The organism is Allopusillimonas soli, from assembly GCF_004153445.1.
Taxonomy (GTDB): Bacteria; Pseudomonadota; Gammaproteobacteria; order Burkholderiales; family Burkholderiaceae_B; genus Allopusillimonas; species Allopusillimonas soli.
In genome coordinates this window covers 37,959-56,655 of the sequence record NZ_SDQC01000006.1, presented here as the reverse complement: position 1 = coordinate 56,655, position 18,697 = coordinate 37,959, and the positions used below count along the sequence as shown (strand labels likewise).

At 61.0% G+C, this 18,697-nt stretch carries 21 protein-coding genes and 1 tRNA gene; 9 read left to right on the top strand and 13 right to left on the bottom strand.

Translation table 11 applies throughout. The annotated features are described in order from the left end of the window. Positions 1-247: 247 nt before the first annotated feature. From ERD78_RS16760 to ERD78_RS16750, 3 genes are all read left to right on the top strand, one after another. Complete coding sequence (locus tag ERD78_RS16760; RefSeq protein WP_129970671.1) at positions 248-463, top strand: glycine zipper 2TM domain-containing protein; 216 nt, start codon at positions 248-250, stop codon at positions 461-463. A gap of 60 nt (positions 464-523) precedes the next feature. Beyond that, positions 524-670 carry a lmo0937 family membrane protein gene (locus ERD78_RS16755; protein ID WP_129970669.1) on the top strand — a complete coding sequence of 49 codons (147 nt, stop codon included), beginning with the start codon at positions 524-526 and terminating at the stop codon, positions 668-670. 310 nt (positions 671-980) lie between these two features. Next, complete coding sequence (locus ERD78_RS16750; protein WP_129970667.1) at positions 981-1,820, top strand: mechanosensitive ion channel family protein; 840 nt, start codon at positions 981-983, stop codon at positions 1,818-1,820. A 137-nt stretch (positions 1,821-1,957) separates the two neighbouring features. Here ERD78_RS16750 and ERD78_RS16745 read toward each other — a convergent pair whose 3' ends face one another. After that, the gene (locus tag ERD78_RS16745) at positions 1,958-2,524 is read right to left on the bottom strand and encodes a DUF2306 domain-containing protein (RefSeq protein WP_129970665.1); all 567 of its coding nucleotides are present in this window, start codon (positions 2,522-2,524) and stop codon (positions 1,958-1,960) included. A 148-nt stretch (positions 2,525-2,672) separates the two neighbouring features. On the opposite strand from ERD78_RS16745, the gene ERD78_RS20285 reads away from it, so the two are divergent. Then, entirely contained in the window at positions 2,673-2,768 is a 96-nt protein-coding gene (locus tag ERD78_RS20285; protein WP_483413483.1) for a helix-turn-helix domain-containing protein, read from the top strand. A gap of 63 nt (positions 2,769-2,831) precedes the next feature. Here ERD78_RS20285 and ERD78_RS16735 read toward each other — a convergent pair. From ERD78_RS16735 to cysS, 6 genes are all read right to left on the bottom strand, one after another. Then, a tRNA-Ser gene (locus tag ERD78_RS16735) sits at positions 2,832-2,924 on the bottom strand. 102 nt (positions 2,925-3,026) lie between these two features. Further along, positions 3,027-4,313 carry an aspartate kinase gene (locus ERD78_RS16730; RefSeq protein WP_129970663.1) on the bottom strand — a complete coding sequence of 429 codons (1,287 nt, stop codon included), beginning with the start codon at positions 4,311-4,313 and terminating at the stop codon, positions 3,027-3,029. Between the two features lie 164 nt (positions 4,314-4,477). Continuing rightward, on the bottom strand, positions 4,478-5,491 hold the full coding sequence (gene tilS / locus ERD78_RS16725; protein ID WP_371734629.1) for a tRNA lysidine(34) synthetase TilS: 1,014 nt from the start codon (positions 5,489-5,491) through the stop codon (positions 4,478-4,480). Between the two features lie 47 nt (positions 5,492-5,538). Next, the gene (locus tag ERD78_RS16720) at positions 5,539-6,501 is read right to left on the bottom strand and encodes an acetyl-CoA carboxylase carboxyltransferase subunit alpha (protein WP_129970659.1); all 963 of its coding nucleotides are present in this window, start codon (positions 6,499-6,501) and stop codon (positions 5,539-5,541) included. A 35-nt stretch (positions 6,502-6,536) separates the two neighbouring features. Continuing rightward, positions 6,537-7,187 (bottom strand): DNA-3-methyladenine glycosylase family protein, encoded by a 651-nt coding sequence (locus ERD78_RS16715; RefSeq protein ID WP_129970657.1) that lies wholly within the window; start codon positions 7,185-7,187, stop codon positions 6,537-6,539. 15 nt (positions 7,188-7,202) lie between these two features. Further along, positions 7,203-8,651 (bottom strand): cysteine--tRNA ligase, encoded by a 1,449-nt coding sequence (cysS, locus tag ERD78_RS16710; protein WP_129970655.1) that lies wholly within the window; start codon positions 8,649-8,651, stop codon positions 7,203-7,205. Between the two features lie 264 nt (positions 8,652-8,915). On the opposite strand from cysS, the gene ERD78_RS16705 reads away from it, so the two are divergent. The 3 genes from ERD78_RS16705 (at position 8,916) to ERD78_RS16695 (ending at position 11,120) form a co-directional block, all read left to right on the top strand. Next, entirely contained in the window at positions 8,916-9,629 is a 714-nt protein-coding gene (locus ERD78_RS16705; protein WP_129970654.1) for a tetratricopeptide repeat protein, read from the top strand. A gap of 146 nt (positions 9,630-9,775) precedes the next feature. Continuing rightward, positions 9,776-10,324 (top strand): peptidylprolyl isomerase, encoded by a 549-nt coding sequence (locus ERD78_RS16700; protein WP_129971057.1) that lies wholly within the window; start codon positions 9,776-9,778, stop codon positions 10,322-10,324. Beyond that, positions 10,290-11,120, top strand: coding sequence for a UDP-2,3-diacylglucosamine diphosphatase (locus ERD78_RS16695; RefSeq protein ID WP_129970653.1), 831 nt, complete (start codon positions 10,290-10,292; stop codon positions 11,118-11,120). Before ERD78_RS16700 ends, ERD78_RS16695 begins: the two co-directional genes overlap by 35 nt. Here ERD78_RS16695 and ERD78_RS16690 read toward each other — a convergent pair. The 3 genes from ERD78_RS16690 to ERD78_RS16680 are packed head-to-tail and all read right to left on the bottom strand — an operon-like array spanning position 11,095 to position 14,379. After that, on the bottom strand, positions 11,095-11,985 hold the full coding sequence (locus tag ERD78_RS16690) for an undecaprenyl-diphosphate phosphatase (protein ID WP_129970652.1): 891 nt from the start codon (positions 11,983-11,985) through the stop codon (positions 11,095-11,097). The genes ERD78_RS16695 and ERD78_RS16690 overlap by 26 nt on opposite strands. Continuing rightward, a complete protein-coding gene (locus ERD78_RS16685; RefSeq protein ID WP_129970651.1) occupies positions 11,982-13,556 on the bottom strand; it encodes a TerC family protein in 1,575 nt (524 codons plus the stop codon). Before ERD78_RS16685 ends, ERD78_RS16690 begins: the two co-directional genes overlap by 4 nt. A 31-nt stretch (positions 13,557-13,587) precedes the next feature. Beyond that, positions 13,588-14,379, bottom strand: coding sequence for an inositol monophosphatase family protein (locus ERD78_RS16680; protein WP_129970649.1), 792 nt, complete (start codon positions 14,377-14,379; stop codon positions 13,588-13,590). A 73-nt stretch (positions 14,380-14,452) separates the two neighbouring features. On the opposite strand from ERD78_RS16680, the gene ERD78_RS16675 reads away from it, so the two are divergent. Then, the gene (locus ERD78_RS16675; RefSeq protein ID WP_129970647.1) at positions 14,453-15,265 is read left to right on the top strand and encodes an RNA methyltransferase; all 813 of its coding nucleotides are present in this window, start codon (positions 14,453-14,455) and stop codon (positions 15,263-15,265) included. Between the two features lie 99 nt (positions 15,266-15,364). Here ERD78_RS16675 and ERD78_RS16670 read toward each other — a convergent pair whose 3' ends face one another. From ERD78_RS16670 to ERD78_RS16660, 3 genes are all read right to left on the bottom strand, one after another. After that, positions 15,365-16,003: a 3-oxoacid CoA-transferase subunit B gene (locus tag ERD78_RS16670; protein ID WP_129970645.1), complete on the bottom strand. Its 639-nt coding sequence runs from the start codon at positions 16,001-16,003 to the stop codon at positions 15,365-15,367. Beyond that, positions 16,000-16,716 carry a 3-oxoacid CoA-transferase subunit A gene (locus ERD78_RS16665; RefSeq protein ID WP_129970643.1) on the bottom strand — a complete coding sequence of 239 codons (717 nt, stop codon included), beginning with the start codon at positions 16,714-16,716 and terminating at the stop codon, positions 16,000-16,002. Before ERD78_RS16665 ends, ERD78_RS16670 begins: the two co-directional genes overlap by 4 nt. A 77-nt stretch (positions 16,717-16,793) precedes the next feature. Next, on the bottom strand, positions 16,794-17,789 hold the full coding sequence (locus tag ERD78_RS16660; protein ID WP_129970641.1) for a Bug family tripartite tricarboxylate transporter substrate binding protein: 996 nt from the start codon (positions 17,787-17,789) through the stop codon (positions 16,794-16,796). A gap of 123 nt (positions 17,790-17,912) precedes the next feature. Here ERD78_RS16660 and ERD78_RS16655 point away from each other — a divergent pair, with 123 nt between their 5' ends. Then, positions 17,913-18,683 carry an IclR family transcriptional regulator gene (locus ERD78_RS16655; RefSeq protein WP_167668969.1) on the top strand — a complete coding sequence of 257 codons (771 nt, stop codon included), beginning with the start codon at positions 17,913-17,915 and terminating at the stop codon, positions 18,681-18,683. Positions 18,684-18,697 lie beyond the last annotated feature (14 nt).

Here is an 18,697-nt window from a genome sequence, read left to right as displayed (position 1 = left end):
ACGCAGCACCCCTTGCAAGTTCCATGCCACCCCCGCCAATCACCCCGTGCTGACAGCCGTTCTCGGATACTCATCCAACCTTGCCCCCTACCCGCCGCTTCCGTGCGAGCTCATCGGCGGTGCTATGTTGTATGCGACCCTCTCCCTCTGTAGGAGCCGCCCCCATTTTCCTCTTGGGCACGCCGCTTGCTGGGAAGTCGGACAGCCGGCGGATTATGCCGGACTCACTTTTGCAGGGGGTACGAGAATGAATACAACGAAACGCTGTCTGGGTGCCGTCGTCATCCTGACACTGGTGGCCAGTCTGAGCGCATGCAGCGGCATGTCCAGGCAGGGCAGGAATACTGCGATTGGCGCGGGCATCGGCGCGGCAGGTGGCGCCGTATTGACGGGTGGGAGTGCGTTGGGCACGGTGGGCGGTGCTGCGGTGGGCGGTATCGTCGGACATGAGGCATCGGAATAGGCGCCCGTGGCGTGCAAATAATACAAAACCGATAACACGGAAAATCAGAAGAGGACATCTATGCTTTATACCCTTGCCGTTATTCTCGTCGTCCTTTGGCTGTTGGGCCTGGTCAGTTCATACACGATTGGTGGTTTCATCCACATATTGCTTGTCATTGCCATCGTGTTGATTTTGGTGAGGCTGATCAGCGGCCGTTCCCTTTGAGGGGCGCCGCAGGCTGCCCGTTGGGGCGGTGTGCGGCGACGACACTGGCGTCTGGATCCCGCAATGCTCGAAAAGGGCGCGCGGCCAAGGCCATGCGCGCGATTTGGATGAATTTCATACGCGTGGCCTAAGCCGTTGATACGACTAGGGTATTCGAAGTAGTGCCCAAGTTGTCCGTCCACTTGTCCACAGTAGCGGTGGATAAGTCATGGTTTTCCTTGGCGGGCATACTGCATACAATGACGCGATGCGACCGTCTGCCCATATAGGCAGGCGGTTTTGTTCCTACTTCTGAATATTGGTTTTGATCATGCAGGACTTTTTCCAGCAGGTGCCGGCCTTTATGCCCAGCATACAGGCCCTGGCTTTCAACCTGGTTGTCACCATTGCCATACTCGTCATCGGATGGACAGTATCCACCGTCATTGGCCGCGGCCTGCGCAAGCTGGCCGACCGTTCGCCGCGTATAGATCCGACCATCGTCCCCATGGTCTATACCGTTACGGTATGGGCGATCCGGGTCTTTGTCATCATTGCCGTCCTGGCGAGGCTGGGCGTGCAGACTGCCAGCATCATCGCCGTGTTGGGCGCTGCGGGTCTGGCCATCGGCCTGGCACTCCAGGGCACGCTGCAGAATATTGCCGCGGGCATTATGCTGCTGGCGCTACGCCCCATACGCGCCGGTGAGTACGTATCGGTCAAAGGACAGGGAGATGGTACGGTAGCCGAAGTTGGACTGTTTCTCACCAAGCTCATCCAGTTCGACGGCATCCACCTCACGCTGCCCAATAGCCTGGTCTGGAACAATCCCATTATCAATTACAGCCGCAACGCCACCCGTCGACTCGATATTGATGTCTCCGTGCGCTACGGCGACGACCTGGAACTCGCCATGCGCGAGTTGCGCGAACTTATCGAGCATCATGCGGATGTGCTTGCCGACCCTGCACCGCAGGTCATGGTGACGGAATACCGTGATAGCGCAGCCGCTGTCAATATGCGCGTATGGGTGGATAACGCAAAGTATTGGGATCTGCGTTTCGATCTGTACCGTCAGGCGCAATCCCGGCTTGCCGCCGCCGGCCTGCAGCTGCCGCTGCCTGTTCGCGAAGTGCGCGCCCACTCCGGAGAGCCAGTGCAGGGCGTCTGAAGCGCAACAACGGGCACACCTTGTTTTGATGGGACAGCCGCGTGCCGCCAGGGCGCGGTCGTCATATCTTTGTACTTGGCAATCGGCTGGCCTGTCTTACCCATTCGGCGAATTGCTATTTCCATGACTTAGGCTGTTCAGCTCGATATATGTTTGGTGGAAGCGTGTAGATCGCGACCAGCTTTTTTCGCCGACAGTCTCTTCCTGCTCCACAGAGCAAGCAGGTGCCGTCCGCCCACCACCAGTGCGACGCCAATCAATATCCATGCCCACAAAGGGATGGCTGCATAGGCATTTTTCGCGCCAGAGGGCCCGAAAACGACTTCGTGCATGATGCGCCCCGGCAGGAAAGTGAAGAAAGTGGCCAGCAGCAAGGCGTTGTAAAAAGCCGATTTCATGAGTTCTGCATGCAGTGGCACCCTGCGCTGCCGGATGGCTTGATAGGCTCGCACCATAAGAATCAGCGTGATCAGCGAAAGAATATGTATGGGGCTCCATGGTCCCCACGTGCGGAGTTCGTGAATGAAAAATGACGAGAGCACCGCAACCAGCATTGCCATTAGCCAGAAACGGCCCATCCATCTATGCGCTGTGCTGCCTTTGGGGCGTATGAGTATATAAACGCCAACGGCCAAGGCCAACAACGCAGCCCAGGCGTGCATCTGTATGACAGCCGAAGCGGAGGTCAGTGGCGTGAGGCTCATCGCTTTACGCTAACACCATCCAGCGCCGGTGACTAGTGTTCCATATCATCACAATCGCTTAGCAAGCCACCCGAGTGCCCCTTTGTACCTGAGCCTGGCCACAGCAGCCCATTTTTGCCCTTTACCTGAATGTGTCAGCAAGAATCTTGTGTCTGACTGGGAGCGTGGCGTCAAGAAACCGGGCGGACCCACCCTGCGCCTGTTGACCGTAGTGGAGAAGATCGGCAGTCAGGCTATCGCCTAACGTAAAAAATAAACCCCTTGTAATTCCAGTAGCTACTGAAATTTCAAGGGGTTTAGCACATCTTGGCGGAGACGGAGGGATTCGAACCCTCGATACGGGTATAAGCCGTATGCTCCCTTAGCAGGGGAGTACCTTCAACCTCTCGGCCACGTCTCCGTGCATGAAGTCGGCTATTCTAGCATGAGATCATATAACGCCCAAACAATATGGGCGCGCTTCTCGCTGCGGGTGCGGCCTGAAAACAGGCAGCCCGCCCGCTCAGATTTCGACCTTGTCCAGGTTCTCGGGCAGCGAGGAATCCTGGTCGAGACCGAACGCCTTGTGCAGGGCGCGCACGGCCAGTTCCATGTACTTGTCGTTGATGATGACCGATGTCTTGATCTCGCTGGTGCTGATCATCTGGATGTTGATGCCTTCCTCGGACAAGGTGCGGAACATGAGGCTGGCAACGCCGACATGGCTGCGCATGCCAATGCCGACGATGGATACCTTGCAGACCTTGTCGTCAGGCACGATTTCCGCGGCGCCGACCGACGGGCCGATCTGGTTCTTGAGCAGCTCGAGCGTGCGGGCGAAATCGTTGCGGTTCACGGTGAACGAGAAATCGGTTGTGCCGCGTACAGACTGGTTCTGGACGATGGTGTCGATGTCGATATTGGCTGCCGCCACCGGTCCCAATATGGAATAAGCGACTCCTGGGGTGTCCGGCACTGCCAGCAGAGTCAGCTTGGCTTCGTCTCGGCTGAAGGCGATGCCTGAAACAACGGCTGCTTCCATTTTCTTGTCTTCCTCGAAAGTGATCAGGGTGCCCGAAGCCATTTCTTCTTCGAGCGGAATGAGCGGATCGGTGAGCGAGGACAGCACGCGCACCGGTATGCGATATTTGCCAGCGAACTCCACGGAACGGATCTGCAGCACCTTGGAGCCCAGTGACGCCATCTCGAGCATTTCTTCGAATGAAATGACGCCCAGGCGCCGGGCTTCCGGCACCACGCGCGGATCGGTGGTGTAGACACCGTCCACGTCGGTGAAGATCAGGCACTCGTCCGCGTTCATGGCAGCGGCGACGGCCACGGCCGAGGTGTCGGATCCGCCGCGTCCGAGCGTGGTGATATTGCCTTCATCGTCAACGCCTTGAAAGCCGGTGACGATGACCACGCGGCCTGCGTCCAGGTCGCCCCGGATGCGCGCATCGTCAATGGACTGGATGCGCGCCTTGGTGTAGGAAGCATCCGTGCGCACAGGCACCTGCCAGCCAGCGTAGCTGCGTGCCGCCACACCTTGTGTCTGCAATGCGACGGCGAGCAGGGCGCTGCTGGCCTGTTCCCCCGTCGCAGCGAGCATGTCGAGTTCGCGCGGATCGGGCGAGGGCGTTATTTCCTTGGCCAGGCCAAGCAGGCGATTGGTTTCCCCGGACATGGCCGAGGGGACCACCACCACCTGGTGGCCGGCGGCATGCCATTTGGCCACGCGTCGAGCAACATTCTGGATGCGCTCGATCGAGCCCATGGAGGTGCCGCCGTATTTGTGAACGATCAGGGACATCTTGGAGTTTCTATGCTGGTTGACAATAAAAAGCCGGCGAATACGGGCGCCTTGCACCGAAAAAGCGCAAATAAGCCGCTCAGACAGGCCAAAACGTACCATTTTAACGTCATTTGCAGAACTATTTCAGCGGGCGTGCGAGCGCGGGCCGCTTGCTGGCATACTCAGCCTTCTGCGTTCAGAGCCCCGTACTCGCTGCCCCGCTCCTCGGCCAGGTAGACCCGTCCACGTGCGCAAAGAATGAAATCGGCGCCGTGCTTGACGCGCATTTGCCTATCATGTCCCAGTGCATGGAGCTGGCGCAATTGACGCATGAGGTCTTGCAGGCGCGCGTCGCTCGGCATGCGCAACCCCGACTGGGCTAGCCAGTATCGCAGGACCAGCGCCTGCCGCGCCATGGACAGCTGGCGCCACGCGGCGAGCGAGAAGCTGCGGCCATCGGGTGATGGGGCCAACCCGGCAAAATCGGCTGCTGCGACTTCCCCCAGTACGGCGCGTGTGTCAGCGCTCTGGCGGGCCAGGCGCGTCAGTACGCCTCGCCAGCCTGGCCAGCGTTCATCGAGCACGGGAGCGAGCCGCTCGCGCACAGCGGCGCGTGTGTACTTATCGTCGGCGTTGGTGGGGTCGTGCACGGGCGACCAGCCGGATATCGTCGTGAACGCGGCCGCCTGCTCTAGAATCATGGTTCTATCGATGTCCAGCCAGGGGCGAAGATAGGCGATGCCGTCACGCTGCATGCGCGGGGCCATGGCGGCCAGCCCTTCAGGCCCCGCTCCGCGCAACAGGCGCAACAGCACGGTTTCAGATTGATCATTTCGGTGATGGGCAAGCAGGATGTGTGCGACTTTAATTTCCCGCGCCAAGGCAGCCAATGCCTGGTATCGCGCATCGCGCGCGGCGGCCTCCATGCCCAGATCCCGTGCCTGCGTCACGCAGACACGCCGCGTGTGGCATGGGAGGCCCAGTCTCAGTGCCAAGTCGTGGGCGTGGTCGCGCCAGCCGTCGGCGCGATCCTGCAGGCCATGATGCACATGCAGGCAATGCACCACAAAGCCGCGCTTCCGGGCAGCCAGGGCTGCATGGGCAGCCAGCATGGCCGAATCGGCGCCGCCGCTGAGCGCAACGGCAATGCGGTCCGGCTGTGGAGAGGGCAGGGCCTGTTCAAGCGCCTCGAGCATGGTTGGCGAGCCGAAGCCGCGCCAGAATGCATTGGGCAGCATGCCGCCTAGTTCACTTCCTGAAAGCGGCCGTATGACATCAGGCGCTGCAGGCGGTGGTCTATCAGCTCCTCGGGGCTCATGCCCGACACCTGGCGCAGGGAGTCGGCCAAGGCCCGGCTGAGCTGGCGGGACATGGTTTCGGGATCGCGGTGCGCGCCGCCCACCGGTTCGTTGACGATGCGGTCGATCAATCCCAGTTCTTTCAGGCGCGGCGCCGTAATGGCAAGGGCGTCTGCAGCCACGGGCGCCTTGTCGGCGCTACGCCACAGGATGGACGCGCACCCTTCGGGTGAGATGACGGCATAGGTGGAGTACTGCAGCATCATGACCACGTCGCCGACTGCAATTGCCAGCGCGCCGCCGGAGCCGCCTTCGCCAATGATGGTGACGATGATGGGCACCTTGAGTTCGGCCATGGCATAGAGGTTGTGGCCGATGGCCTCGGACTGGCCGCGCTCTTCCGCGCCTATGCCGGGGTAGGCGCCCGGTGTGTCCACAAATGTGAAGATGGGCAACTCGAATTTCTCCGCCAGGCGCATGAGGCGCAGGGCCTTGCGGTAGCCTTCGGGGCGAGGCATGCCAAAGTTGCGCATGGCGCGCTCCTTGGTGTCGCGGCCCTTCTGGTGGCCGATGACCATGCATGGCATGCCATGGAAACGGGCAGGGCCGCCAACCACGGAAAGGTCGTCAGCGTACATGCGATCGCCGTGCAGCTCGTGAAAGTCGGTAAAGATGGTTCGCACGTAGTCCAGAGTATAGGGGCGCTGCGGGTGCCGCGCCACCAACGCCGTTTGCCACGGCGTGAGCTTGGCGTAAATGCTCTTGGCCAAAGCCTGATTCTTTTGCTGCAGGCGTCCGACTTCCTCCGAAATATCGACCGCGGAGTCTGCCTGAACGAAGCGGAGTTCCTCGATCTTGTTCTCGAGCTCGGCCAGCGGTTGTTCGAATTCCAGATAAGTATTACGCATAATGAGCTTGTTTTCCTGTTTGAGGGCTGCGCGGCTTAGTAGCGTACGCAGGCCGGATCGAGGCTGCGCCACAGATACCACGTGGCCACAGTGCGCCAGGGCGCCCAGGCTTGAGCAACCTCGCGGGCCTCGAAACGTGAAACGGGTTCGCCACTGAAATAGTGTAACGAAATTGCCTTGAGCAGGCTGAGATCGTCGAGCGGCAGGATGTCTGGCCGCTGCAGGTTGAAGATGAGAAACATCTCGGCTGTCCAGCGGCCTATGCCGCGGATGGAGCACAGTTCGGAGATGACCGATTCATCGTCCATGCCGCGCCAGGCAGCGGGCCGTATCCTTTTTTCGGCGAAATGCACGGCCAGATCCAGAATGTATTCGGCCTTGCGCTTCGAAAGACCCGAAAGGCGGAGGTCAGTCTCGGCCAGCCGCATGACGCATGCCGGTGAGGGCGTGCGCCCGCAAGCCTGGACGAAGCGTGCCCACATGCTGTCGGCCGCCTTGACGGAAATCTGCTGCCCGACAATGGCCCGGGCAAGGGTCACGAAGGGCGTGCCCGATGGCGCCAGCCACTCGCCGTGATGGTGAGGAATGAGCCTCTTGAGTATGCGGTCCCGCCGCATGAGCTGCGCCGAAGCTTCATCCCAGAAGCCGGGCTTGTCGACATCGGGGTTTGGACTGCTTAAAGACATTTCCCTCCCCTTGGATCAGGCGCGACGCCATTGTGTAAGGCCATCGGGCTTGTCTTCCAGCTCGACGCCTTGCTCGCGCAGTGTTGTGCGTATATGGTCGGCGCGCGCAAAATCGCGGGCTTTCTTGGCTGCAGCCCGCTCGGCAATGAGCGCGTCGATCTGCTCGGTGATGAGCAGGGCGACCCCCGAGACGCCGCGGTGGTAGCGGCTTGGCGACTGCAGGTAGACAGCGGGATCGGCCTGCAGCAGGCCCAGCAGGCCCCCCAGCGCCTTCATCTGGCCCGAGACCTGTGCCGACCGCGAGCGGTTGGCCTCATTCGCCAGCTCAAATAGGATGGCCACTGCGCCGGATGTGTTGAAATCATCGTCCATGGCGGCTTTGAAGGCAGCCGGCTGAGGTTGGCTCCAGTCTATCCCGATAGGGGCTGGCGGCACGTTCAGCAGCGTCTGGTACAGGCGGTCAAGCGCATTTTGTGCGTCGAGCAGGTTGTCGGGCGTGTAGTTTTGCGAACTGCGGTAATGGTTGCGCACGATGAAAAAACGCAGCATCTCGGCCTCGCGCGGATTGGCCTCATAGCTCGCCTGGCCGTCCGCGAGTTTGGGGTCAGAGGCTATGGTGGCGCGAATGGTGCGAAAGTTGCCCAGCGATTTGGACATTTTGTCGGCATCGACCATGAGCGGGCCGCAATGCATCCAGACCGTGGCCAGTTGTCCGCCGAAGGCGCCTTCGGTCTGGGCGATTTCGTTCTCATGGTGAGGGAATTTCAGATCGGGGCCGCCGCCATGGATGTCCAGTGGCAGGCCCAGCAAGGCCTGGCTCATGGCCGAGCACTCGATGTGCCAGCCTGGGCGGCCTGGGCCGTAGGCCGACGCCCAGCGGGACTCATCCGGCTCTTCGGGCTTGGCGGACTTCCATAGAACGAAATCGAGCGGGTCCCGTTTGCCCGCGGAGACGGCAACGCGTTCGCCGGCGCGCAAGTCGTCAAGAGAACGGCCAGACAGCTTGCCGTAGCCAGGGAAGTCGCGCACTGAATAGTTGACGTCGCCATCGCCTGTACGGTACGCCAGACCGTTTTTTTCCAGCTTGCCGATAATATCCAGCATGTCGGTAACGTGCTCGGTTGCGCGCGGCTCCGCATCGGGCGCCTGCACGCCCAGGGCGTGTTCGTCGGCATGCATCGCATCGATGTAGAAGGCCGTGACCTGGCCCAGCCGCTGGCCAGTCTGCACGGCCTTGCGGATGATCTTGTCGTCGATGTCGGTGATATTGCGCACGTACTGGACTGCATAGCCGCTGGCCCGCAGCCACCGTTGCACGACGTCGAAGCTGACCAGCATGCGAGCGTGGCCCAGATGGCAGAAGTCGTAGACCGTCATGCCACACACATACATGCGCACCTTGCCCGGTTCTGCGGTTTTGAACGGCTCTTTGTTTCGGGATAAGGTGTTATAAATGTGCAGCATGAGCGGATAAAGACACGGTGGGTTGCATGGCACGCGTGACGCGTACCAGGCTTGCCTGCGGTAAACTCGATTTCGCTCGGTCCGGAACCGCAAGCAAGGCTAAAATGGCGGTCGATAAGTATAGCAAGCGGGTGAAACCGGCGCAGTCCCGCCCGCATATCTGCGTTGGCATGCGGCTGCAGCCCTTCGGCCCGTCATCTTACTCACGTCAGAGGCCCATACCCTGTGTTTCGAAATTCTTGTCATGCATTTACAGCATTAACGATGACCCTGCTGCTGGGTTCATGGCCACTGGCAATGCGGGCTCAGACCCCCGTCCCCGGTCTTGTGCCGCACGTCGATCTTAACGCTTCGGTGGACGCGGGTCCAGACTTCGGTGCTTTCGATCCGAGCCGTGGAGGCGTGACCGCGGCCATTGCGCCCGCGCCGTCCACCGGCAAGCTGTTCGAGGATGCACCCCGCGAGGAAGGCGGCTGGAAGGGCCTGGCCCGGTTGCTAGAAGCCCTTGAGCCGAATGTCGATACAAGCATTCCACTGACCGCCTCGCAGATCACCGACCGCATCAGCGGCATGCTGGATCAGGGCCAGGCACACCAGGCGCTGGACGTCATCGAGAAGCGCGAGGCGCAACTGAAAAGCCAGGGCGGCATAGGCACAGACGTGCAGCTCATGTTTCTTCATGCCCGCGCGCTGTCGGCCGTGGGGCGGCATGACGACGCTGTGGCGCTCTATCTGAAAATGACCACGCTCTATCCCGAACTGCCCGAGCCATGGAATAATCTGGCTGCCGAGTATGTCAGGCAGGGCAAGCTGGACATGGCGCGCGATGCACTCACTGTGGCCTTGCAGGCCGATCCGGGGTATGCGACAGCCCAGGCGAATCTGGGTGAAGTCCAGCTCATGCTGGCCGAACGCTCGTTCCGGCAGGCCGGAGCCAGCCGCAAGGCCAATCAAGCCGCCGAGATCCTTAAACACTGACGCGGCTTGCGCCGCACTGGAATCGTTTCCCGATGACCCCGTTTTCCGCCATGCCACTTTCCCGCGCCACGCTGCGCGTACTCACTCTCTCGTTGCGCCTGCCCGGTCTTGTGCTTGCGCTCCTCCTGGCTCTGGGGGTGGGCGGCATGGCGCAGGCGGCCTCTTCAACCCCCAACCAAGGTAAATCCATGACTTCTCCACGAGTAAGCCTGCAGACCAATCACGGCGACATTGTCATCGAACTGGACGCCGAAAAGGCATCCAAGACAGTCGAAAATTTTCTGAGTTACGTGAAGGAAGGCTTCTACGACGGCACCATCTTTCATCGAATCATCAACAATTTCATGATCCAGGGCGGCGGTTTCGAGCCGGGAATGAAACAGAAGCAGACGCATGCACCCATCGAAAACGAGGCCAACAACGGGTTGAAGAATGACCGCTACACCGTCGCCATGGCGCGCACGGCTGATCCGCATTCTGCCACGGCCCAGTTTTTCATCAATGTCGCCGACAACGACTTCCTGAACTTCACCGCACCCACGCCGAATGGCTGGGGCTATGCTGTCTTCGGAAAAGTGGTCGAAGGCACCGATGTCGTGGATCAGATCAAGTCCGTCAAAACGGGCAGCAAGGGCTTTCATCAGGATGTGCCGGTCGAGGATGTCGTCATCGAGAAAGCCTCGGTTGTCGAATAGCCCCGAACGGCTCGCGCTGCCCGGCACGGTCTGGATCGCTTCGGATATCCATCTAGGGCCCGATGTCCCCGCCACGGCGCGCGCCTTCCATCGTTTTCTGCAGCAGGCATGCGTTCAGGCGGATGCCTTGCTTTTATGCGGCGACATTTTCGACGCATGGATAGGTGACGACTTTGCCGGAAAAGACGCTCCGCAGTGGCTGAGGGAGTCGCTTGCGGCGTTGCGGGACGTATCCGCCCGTATTCCTTTGTGGCTGGGCAGAGGCAACCGCGATTTTCTGCTTGGCGAGACATTGGCTCGGCAGGTTGGTGCCAGGCTGCTTCCCGACAGCGTGGTGATTGAAACAGCAGCGGGGCGGGTGCTCCTGTCGCACGGCGATGAGTACTGCACACAAGACCGCGCCTACCAGCGTTTCAGGAGGCTGGTGCGCCGCCGGTCCGTTCAGCGGCTTTTTTTGTCCTTGAGCCTGTCTATGCGCCGCCGTATCGCGGATTTTGCGCGCAGGCGCAGCATGGCGGGTAATCAATACAAGCCCGCGGCCATTATGGATGTGGAGCCGGTTGCGGTGGCGAGGGCGTTCGAGCGCAGCGGCGTGTGTCTCATGGTGCATGGCCATACCCATCGCCCTGCGGTACATACGCTGGAAATATCGGGCAGGGAATGCAGACGCATTGTCTTGCCCGATTGGGAGTTCGATGGGGCATCGCCACGCAGGGGAGGGTGGGTCGTCCTGGATGCGCAAGGCGCCCGTCTGAAGTGGGCCGAGGCGCTCAGCGGGCCATCAGCCAGATCATGACAACCACGCCCAGTGCGATCCTGTACCAGGCGAACGGTCTGTAGGTGCGCCGACCGACAAACCACAGCACTGCCCGCACAAGGATCAGGGCGCTGAAAAAGGCTGCGATAAATCCGATAACGATGGCGCTCGTCTGTGCTTCGTTCAGGGCGGCGCCATGCCGGTACAGATCATAAACGGTGGCAGCCAGCATGGTGGGCATGGCCAGAAAGAAGGAAAACTCGGTGGCGGTCTTGCGCTCTATGCCCGATATCATGCCGCTGATGATCGTGGCGCCCGAGCGCGACGTACCGGGCACCATGGCCAGGCATTGTGCAAATCCCACCACCAGCGCCTGCTTCCAGCTTATCTGCTCCAGCGCGCGCGCGCTGGCGTGCTGGTTGGCCACGCTGTCGCCCGCATTCGCTGTCGCATCGCCCGCCGCTGCGCCCTGTGCATGACCCTGCTTGGCATACTGGGGCTTGCGCTCCACCCATAGCATGATGACGCCGCCGGCAATCAGTGTGACGACAAACACGGCGGGATTGTGAAAGAGCGCCTTGATTCCGTTGATTGCGATGGCGCCGATGACGGCCGCCGGAAGAAAAGCAATAATCAGATTGCGCGTAAACAGCACTTCGCGAGGTTCTCCACGCAGCGTGCCGCCAATGAGCTGCCAAAGCCTGGCCCGGAACACCCACATGACTGCAAGAATGGACCCAAATTGAATCACGACTTCGAATACCTTGTCGTTACCGGAGGAAAAATTGATCCAGTCGCCAATGAGAAGCAGGTGGGCTGTGCTTGAAACCGGTATGAATTCCGTGAATCCCTCGATGAGTCCCAAAAATAGGGCCTTGAGCATGAACCACGCTGCATCTGTCATTCTGTATCGCTTTCCATGTCAGTGTCCTGCGCTGGCAGGCGTTCTATGAGAACGGAGGCAATGCGCCGACCGTCGAGTCGCAATACTGTAAACCGGAATGTTCTCCGGTTCTGCTTCAATTGGCAACTCTCTCCCGCACGGGGAAGATGATCGAAGCGCTCCAGCAGATAGCCTGCCAAGGTGGAGTACTCTTCATCGTCGTCGACCAGTCCATCGGTGTCGAGCAGCAGCTCCAGATGGTGCAGATCTGCGGCGCCGTCTGCACGCCACCGGTTTTCTCCGTCGGTCACGATATCCGGTGTTTCGTCCTCGTCCGGGAACTCGCCGGCAATTGCCTCGAAGACGTCGATGGGCGTCACCACGCCTTCAATGGCTCCGAATTCATCGGTTACCAGCACCAGTTGGCCGCGCGAACGCTTGAGTGTGTCCATGAGCTTGAGGACGCCGATGGATTCGTGCACGACAATAGGATCGCGCAGCCGATTCAACCGGATGGCGCCATTGCTGATCAGATCGGCGATCATTTCCTTTGCTCGGCCTATGCCTATGACTTCATCGAGAGAGCCGCGACAGACCGGAAAGAAACTGTGCGGCGATTTGATGATCTGGGCACGCTGGTCTTCGGCCGCATCGTCCAGATCCACCCATGAAACATCTGTGCGCGGCGTCATGATGGAGTGTATGGAGCGGTCTGCCAGCGTGAGCACCCCGCTGACCATGTAACGCTCTTCGTCCTCGAAAACCTGGACGGGAGGCGGCTCGGATGCGGCAGGCACGGGCGTGTCGGCGACTGGTCGTTTGCCCAGCATGCGCAGCACGCCTTCGGCGGTGCGCTCGCGCAGAGGGCGTCGCTCAATCAGTTTGCGCAGGTTGCGGCGCGCCAGCTGGTTGAGAATCTCGATGAGCACGGAGAAGGTGATCGCCGCATAGAGATAGCCCTTGGGAATGGGAAAACCAAACCCTTCGGCAACCAGCGAAAAACCGATGACGAGCAGGAATCCGAGACACAGAATGACAACGGTCGGGTGCGCGTTGACGAAGCGTGTCAAGGGCTTGGAGGCAACAAGCATGAGACCGATAGCGATGCACACCGCGATCATCATGATGGCCAGGTGGTCCACCATGCCCACGGCAGTGATGACCGCGTCGAGGGAAAACACCGCATCCAGAATGACGATTTGCGTGACGATTACCCAGAACCCCGCATGCAGCTGGGTGTTCGATGTGCCGGCGCTACGACCTTCCACGCGCTCGTGCAGCTCCAGGGTGCCCTTGAGCAGCAGGAAGAAGCCACCGACGATGAGTATGATGTCCCGGCCCGAGAACGAAAGCGGCCCCAGCCAGAAGAGGGGCTGCGTGAGCTTCACGAGCCACGACATGACAGACAGCAGCAGCAGGCGCATCAGCAGCGCCAGTAGCAGGCCGGTGACGCGGGCGCGATCCCTGAGCGCGGGCGGGAGCTTGTCGACCAGGATGGCGATGAAGATGAGGTTGTCGATGCCCAGGACGATTTCGAGAATCACCAGGGTCAGCAGACCCACCCAGGCCGAGGGATCGATTATCCACTCCATCAGGCATTATCCTCGGGTCTGGCAGACTGACTCAATGTTCGAGGTGCCCCAGCATCTGCGGGAATATCTTGGGCGTGGCGGCCACAATAGAGCCGCTCTGCAGCCAGCCCTGGTCGCCGGCGAAGTCAGACACCAACCCGCCCGCTTCGAGCACGAGCAGGCTTCCCGCAGCCATGTCCCAGGGCTTGAGCCGATAGCCACAAAACCCATCGAGCCGGCCTGATGCGACATAGGCCAGGTCAAGCACCGTCGACCCGAGCCGGCGCGCCGCCGCACAGCCCGACAGCAACCCTTCGAACTGCGTGCCTGCGCTGCCGGAAGCGGAGCGCGGCACGTGCGCGCCAAGCAGCGCGTCGTGGTAGCGGGTGAGGCCCGAGACGCGCACCCGGCGGTCGTTCAGAAACGCACCACCGCCGCGGCTGGCTGTGAACAGCTCGTTGCGGTTTGGGTCGTAGATGACTGCCTGGGTAATCTGGCCACGGTGGGCCAAGGCGATGGAGATGGCGTAGATGGGAACGCCGTGTATGAAATTGGTGGTGCCGTCGAGCGGATCGATGATCCACTGGAATTCAGGCTGAGCCTGGGTGTCTTGCTGCCCGGCGGGGACGTGTGTGCCCGATTCCTCGCCAAGGAATCCGTGGTCCGGGTAGGCTGTGCGCAAGGCGTCTATGATGGCCTCTTCGGCAGCATGATCCACTTCCGTGACATAATCCTTGGGCCCTTTGCGCGCCACCTGAAGGCGTTCGAGGTCGAGGCTGGCGCGGTTGATGATTGTGCCAGCACGGCGGGCCGCCTTGATGGCGGTGTTGAGCATCGGGTGCATAAAATTCCGTAATTGAGCAAAAGTGGGGCCGGCGCAGGTGACGGCTCCAGACACTATAAACCGACTATTTTAAATGACGCAGACGTTTTCCTCCGGCGAGTCTCCTCTTTTCGACCGCGTGCGGTTCATCATGGTGCAGCCGAGCCATCCCGGCAACGTGGGCGCCGCGGCCCGGGCCATCAAAACAATGGGGTTTGGTGACCTGTGTCTTGTGGCCCCGCGCTTCGACGACGTGCTGATTCAACCCGAGGCCCAGTCGCTGGCCAGCGGCGCGACCGACGTGCTTGCTGCCGTGAGAATATTTCCGACGCTGGCCGAAGCGTTGGCGCCTGTTACACTCGGCTTCGCCCTGACCGCGCGCCCCCGGGATCTGGGGCCTCCAGCCTGCGATATCCGGGCTGCCGCCGATCTGGGCTGCATGCATCTGCGCCAGACCGCGGGCAGGGTGGCGGTGGTGCTGGGTACGGAGCGCTCAGGACTGACAAATGAAGACATCGCGCTTTGTCAGCGTATCTGTCATATTCCGGCCAATCCCCTGTACAGCTCACTCAATGTTGCGCAGGCATTGCAACTGGCTGCCTGGGAAATGCGTTATGCCCTGGCTGCCGCGGCGAGCCTGCCGTTATTGCCCAGCACGCAGGGCCAGGCCGATGCCGGGCACGATCCAGCGAGCGGCGAACAGGTGCAGGCGCTGATGACGCACTGGGAGCAGGCCCTGGTTGAGGTGGGTTTCCTGGATCCGGACCATCCCAAGAAGCTTGCCCCGCGCATGCGGCATATGTTCGGACGCAATGCCCTGACGCGCGACGAAGTGGATATGATGCGGGGGCTGTGCACCGCCATGATCAAGACCGCACGCGGCACAGACAAAAAAAGGCAGCGCTAAGCCGCCCTGTTTTCATTCGTTGTCGAGCCCTTCGGTTGGACAGCCCCGAACTGTCCGCCGCATCCCGGCTGCAAGCCGCGGCCTTGGCCAGGGCGGCTTTCAGCTTTCGTGCACGGGCAGGTTGATCAGGTCCGCCAGGCCCTGCCGGCCAAGTCCACTGAAATCCTCGACAAGCATCACATCGCCATCGCGCAGCGCAAACACGGCCAGATCCGTATAGACGCGGGTGACACACGCGACACCAGTCAGTGGATAGCTGCAGCGCTCCACCAGCTTGCTTTGTCCATCCCGTGTGAGTAACTCCATCAATACGTACACATCTTTTGCGCCGGTTGCCAGGTCCATGGCGCCGCCCACCGCCGGTATGGCGTCGGGCGCGCCCGTATGCCAGTTGGCCAGATCGCCCGTGCATGACACCTGGAAGGCGCCCAGTACGCATATATCCAGGTGGCCGCCACGCATCATGGCAAACGAGTCCGCATGATGAAAGAAGGCGCCGCCCGGCAGCAGGGTGACCGGTTGCTTCCCGGCATTGATGAGCTCAGGGTCTTCATGCCCCCGCTCCGGCGCCGGACCCATGCCGATAACGCCGTTCTCGCTGTGCAATATGATTTCCCTTTCGGGCGGCAGATAGTTGCCGACTTTGGTGGGCAGGCCTATGCCCAGGTTGACCACGCTGCCTTCGGGAATGTCCCGGGCCACTCTTGCGGCCATCTGTTCGCGATCCAGACGCTTCATGTATTTGCTCCCGCCGCAGAGGCCGAGGTGTCCTCGGTCTTCGTCCTGCTTCTTTCTGGCACCACCACGCGCTTGACGAACAGCCCCGGCGTCACGATGTTCTCCGGATCAAGCTCGCCCAGCGCCACGATTTCGTGCACCTGTGCAATCGTGGTACGGGCAGCGGTTGCCATGATGGGACCGAAGTTGCGCGCAGTCTTGCGATATACCAGGTTGCCCCAGCGGTCTGCCCGCTGTGCCTTGATGAGCGCGTAGTCCGCGTGAAGAGGGTACTCCAGGATGTAGTCGCGCCCGTTGATGTGGCGCTGTTCCTTCCCTTCGGCCAATGGCGTGCCCACGGCGGTGGGTGTATAAAAACCACCAATACCCGCCCCAGCGGCACGTATCCGTTCGGCCAGGTTGCCCTGTGGCACCAACTCAAGTTCCAGCTTCCCCGCGCGGTACATGCGGTCGAAATGATGGGAATCGGCTTGACGCGGAAACGAGCATACGATCTTGCGCACGCGTCCCGCGCCGATCAACGCGGCAAGGCCGGTGTCACCGTTGCCCGCGTTGTTGTTGACGATGACGAGGTCGCGCGCACCCTGGTCCAGCAGGCCTTCAATGAGCTCGGTTGGCTGGCCGGCCAGGCCGAATCCGCCGATCATGATGGTGGCGCCATCAGGAATATCGGCCAACGCCTCTGTGATACTGCCTACGGATTTGGAGATCATATAAGAATCCGGCGCAAGCGCCGGCCAATCAAAAAACGTGTAAGACCCGCTTCCGTACGGAAGCGGGCCCGATGGCATCAGTCCACGGTTGCGCCCGAGGCCTTGACGACCTTCGCCCAGCTGTCCACTTCGGACTTAATGAAGTCGCCGAACTGCTCAGGCGTGGTGTCCGCGGTCACTGCGCCCAGCTTGGCCATGTGTTCCTTGACCTCGGGCTTGGCCAGCGCGGCCCGGATAGCCTTGTTGAGAGTCTGGATGGCTTCGGGCGGCGTGCCGTGAGGCGCGATCACGCCAAACCAGGAAGACACATCAGGCCACTCAGGAAAGCCCGCTTCGTTCATGGTGGGCAGATCGGGTGCGGTCTTGGAACGCTCAGTCGTGGTAACGGCCAGGGCGCGCAGTTCGCCCGCTTGCACATGCGGCCAGGATGAAGGCATGTTGTCAAACATGTAGTCCACTTGTCCGCCAATGAGGTCCTTCAACGCGGGCGCGCTGCCCTTGTAGGGAATATGCACGACGTCGATGTCGGTCAGCATTTTGAAGAGCTCGCCCGACATGTGGATGGATGTACCGCTGCCGGACGAGGCGAAGTTCAGCTTGCCGGGTTCCTTCTTGGCCAGGGCAACCAGATCCTTGACGCTCTTGACGGGCAATTTAGGATTGACCACCAGGACGTTGGGCACACGCACGGCCAGGGCAACGGGATCGAAATCCTTAATCAGATCGAAATCGAGGTTCTTGTACAGCGTGGCATTGATGGTGCTGGTGACGGCGACCATGTACAGCGTATAGCCGTCGGCATCGGCGCGCGCGACGTAGTCGGCGGCGATATTACTGCCTCCGCCTGGCTTGTTTTCTACCACGACCGGCTGGCCGAGGGTCTGGCTGATTTCCTTGCTCAGGATGCGGGCGACGGTATCTGTGGAGCCGCCTGCGGAGAAGCCCACGATCAGCCGTATAGGCTTGTCGGGATAGGCGGCGGCAGCCGGGAAGGCGCAAGCCAGGCCGGCAAGGCCAAGCGTACCCGCTGCAAGGGCCTTAAGCCCCATGTTCCATGTTTTGCGTATCGACATAGGTGGTTTCCTCCTTGGTATCGCCCCGTGTTAAAGGCGTTGTCCATGAAACGGACAGTTATATAATTGCGAACTGAAATTCTCAATCAATTCACTCTTATTTCCAAATATTACGTACGCACTGTGGACACTCAGGATGCACAAACCAACGACGCCGGCCCGCGCACCCTAAGGCGGGGCCTAGCGGTGCTGAACGCCTTGCGGGAAAACCCCGAATTCGGGCTGAGCATCACTGGCCTGGCCCGCGCGACCGGCTTGCAGCGGCCAACTATTTACCGTCTGCTGGCCGCGCTCATGGACGGCGGTTTTGTGCGCAAGGTTGGCGGCAGCAAGCGATACATGGCCTGCCTGGGCCAGGAAAGCGGGCCGCTGGCTGGCCAGGATCCGCGCATTCAGATCGCCTACCCGGCCATGCGGCGACTGGCCGCGGCCACGGGCGACGCCGTGTTCCTCGTGGTGCGCGACGGGCCGGAGTCGCTTAGCCTATGGCGTGAGATCGGCCCTTATCCCGTTCAGATTCTCGCAACCTATGCGGGCAAGCGTCAGCCGCTCGGCGTGGGATCGGGCGGCATGGCCCTGCTGGCGAAACTGGACGATGCAACGGTGGACGGCATCATCGACCACAATAGCGACAAGCTTGAACTGTATGGCGGCATGACTATCCGGGAAATGCGCCAGTTGGTGCAGAACACGCGCACACGCGGCTATTCGGTAGTGGGCAATTACGCGGTGAGAGGCGCGTTGGGTGTTGGCTGCGCGCTTACAGACAGCCGCAGGCAGCCGGTGCTGTCCATCAGTGTTACCGCCATCACCGAACGCATGCCAGCCACGCGTCAGCGCGAAATAGCGTCGCTGATCCAGGATGAGCTGGACGCCATGGCATCGCGCATCTAGCTGTGGCGGGGGCG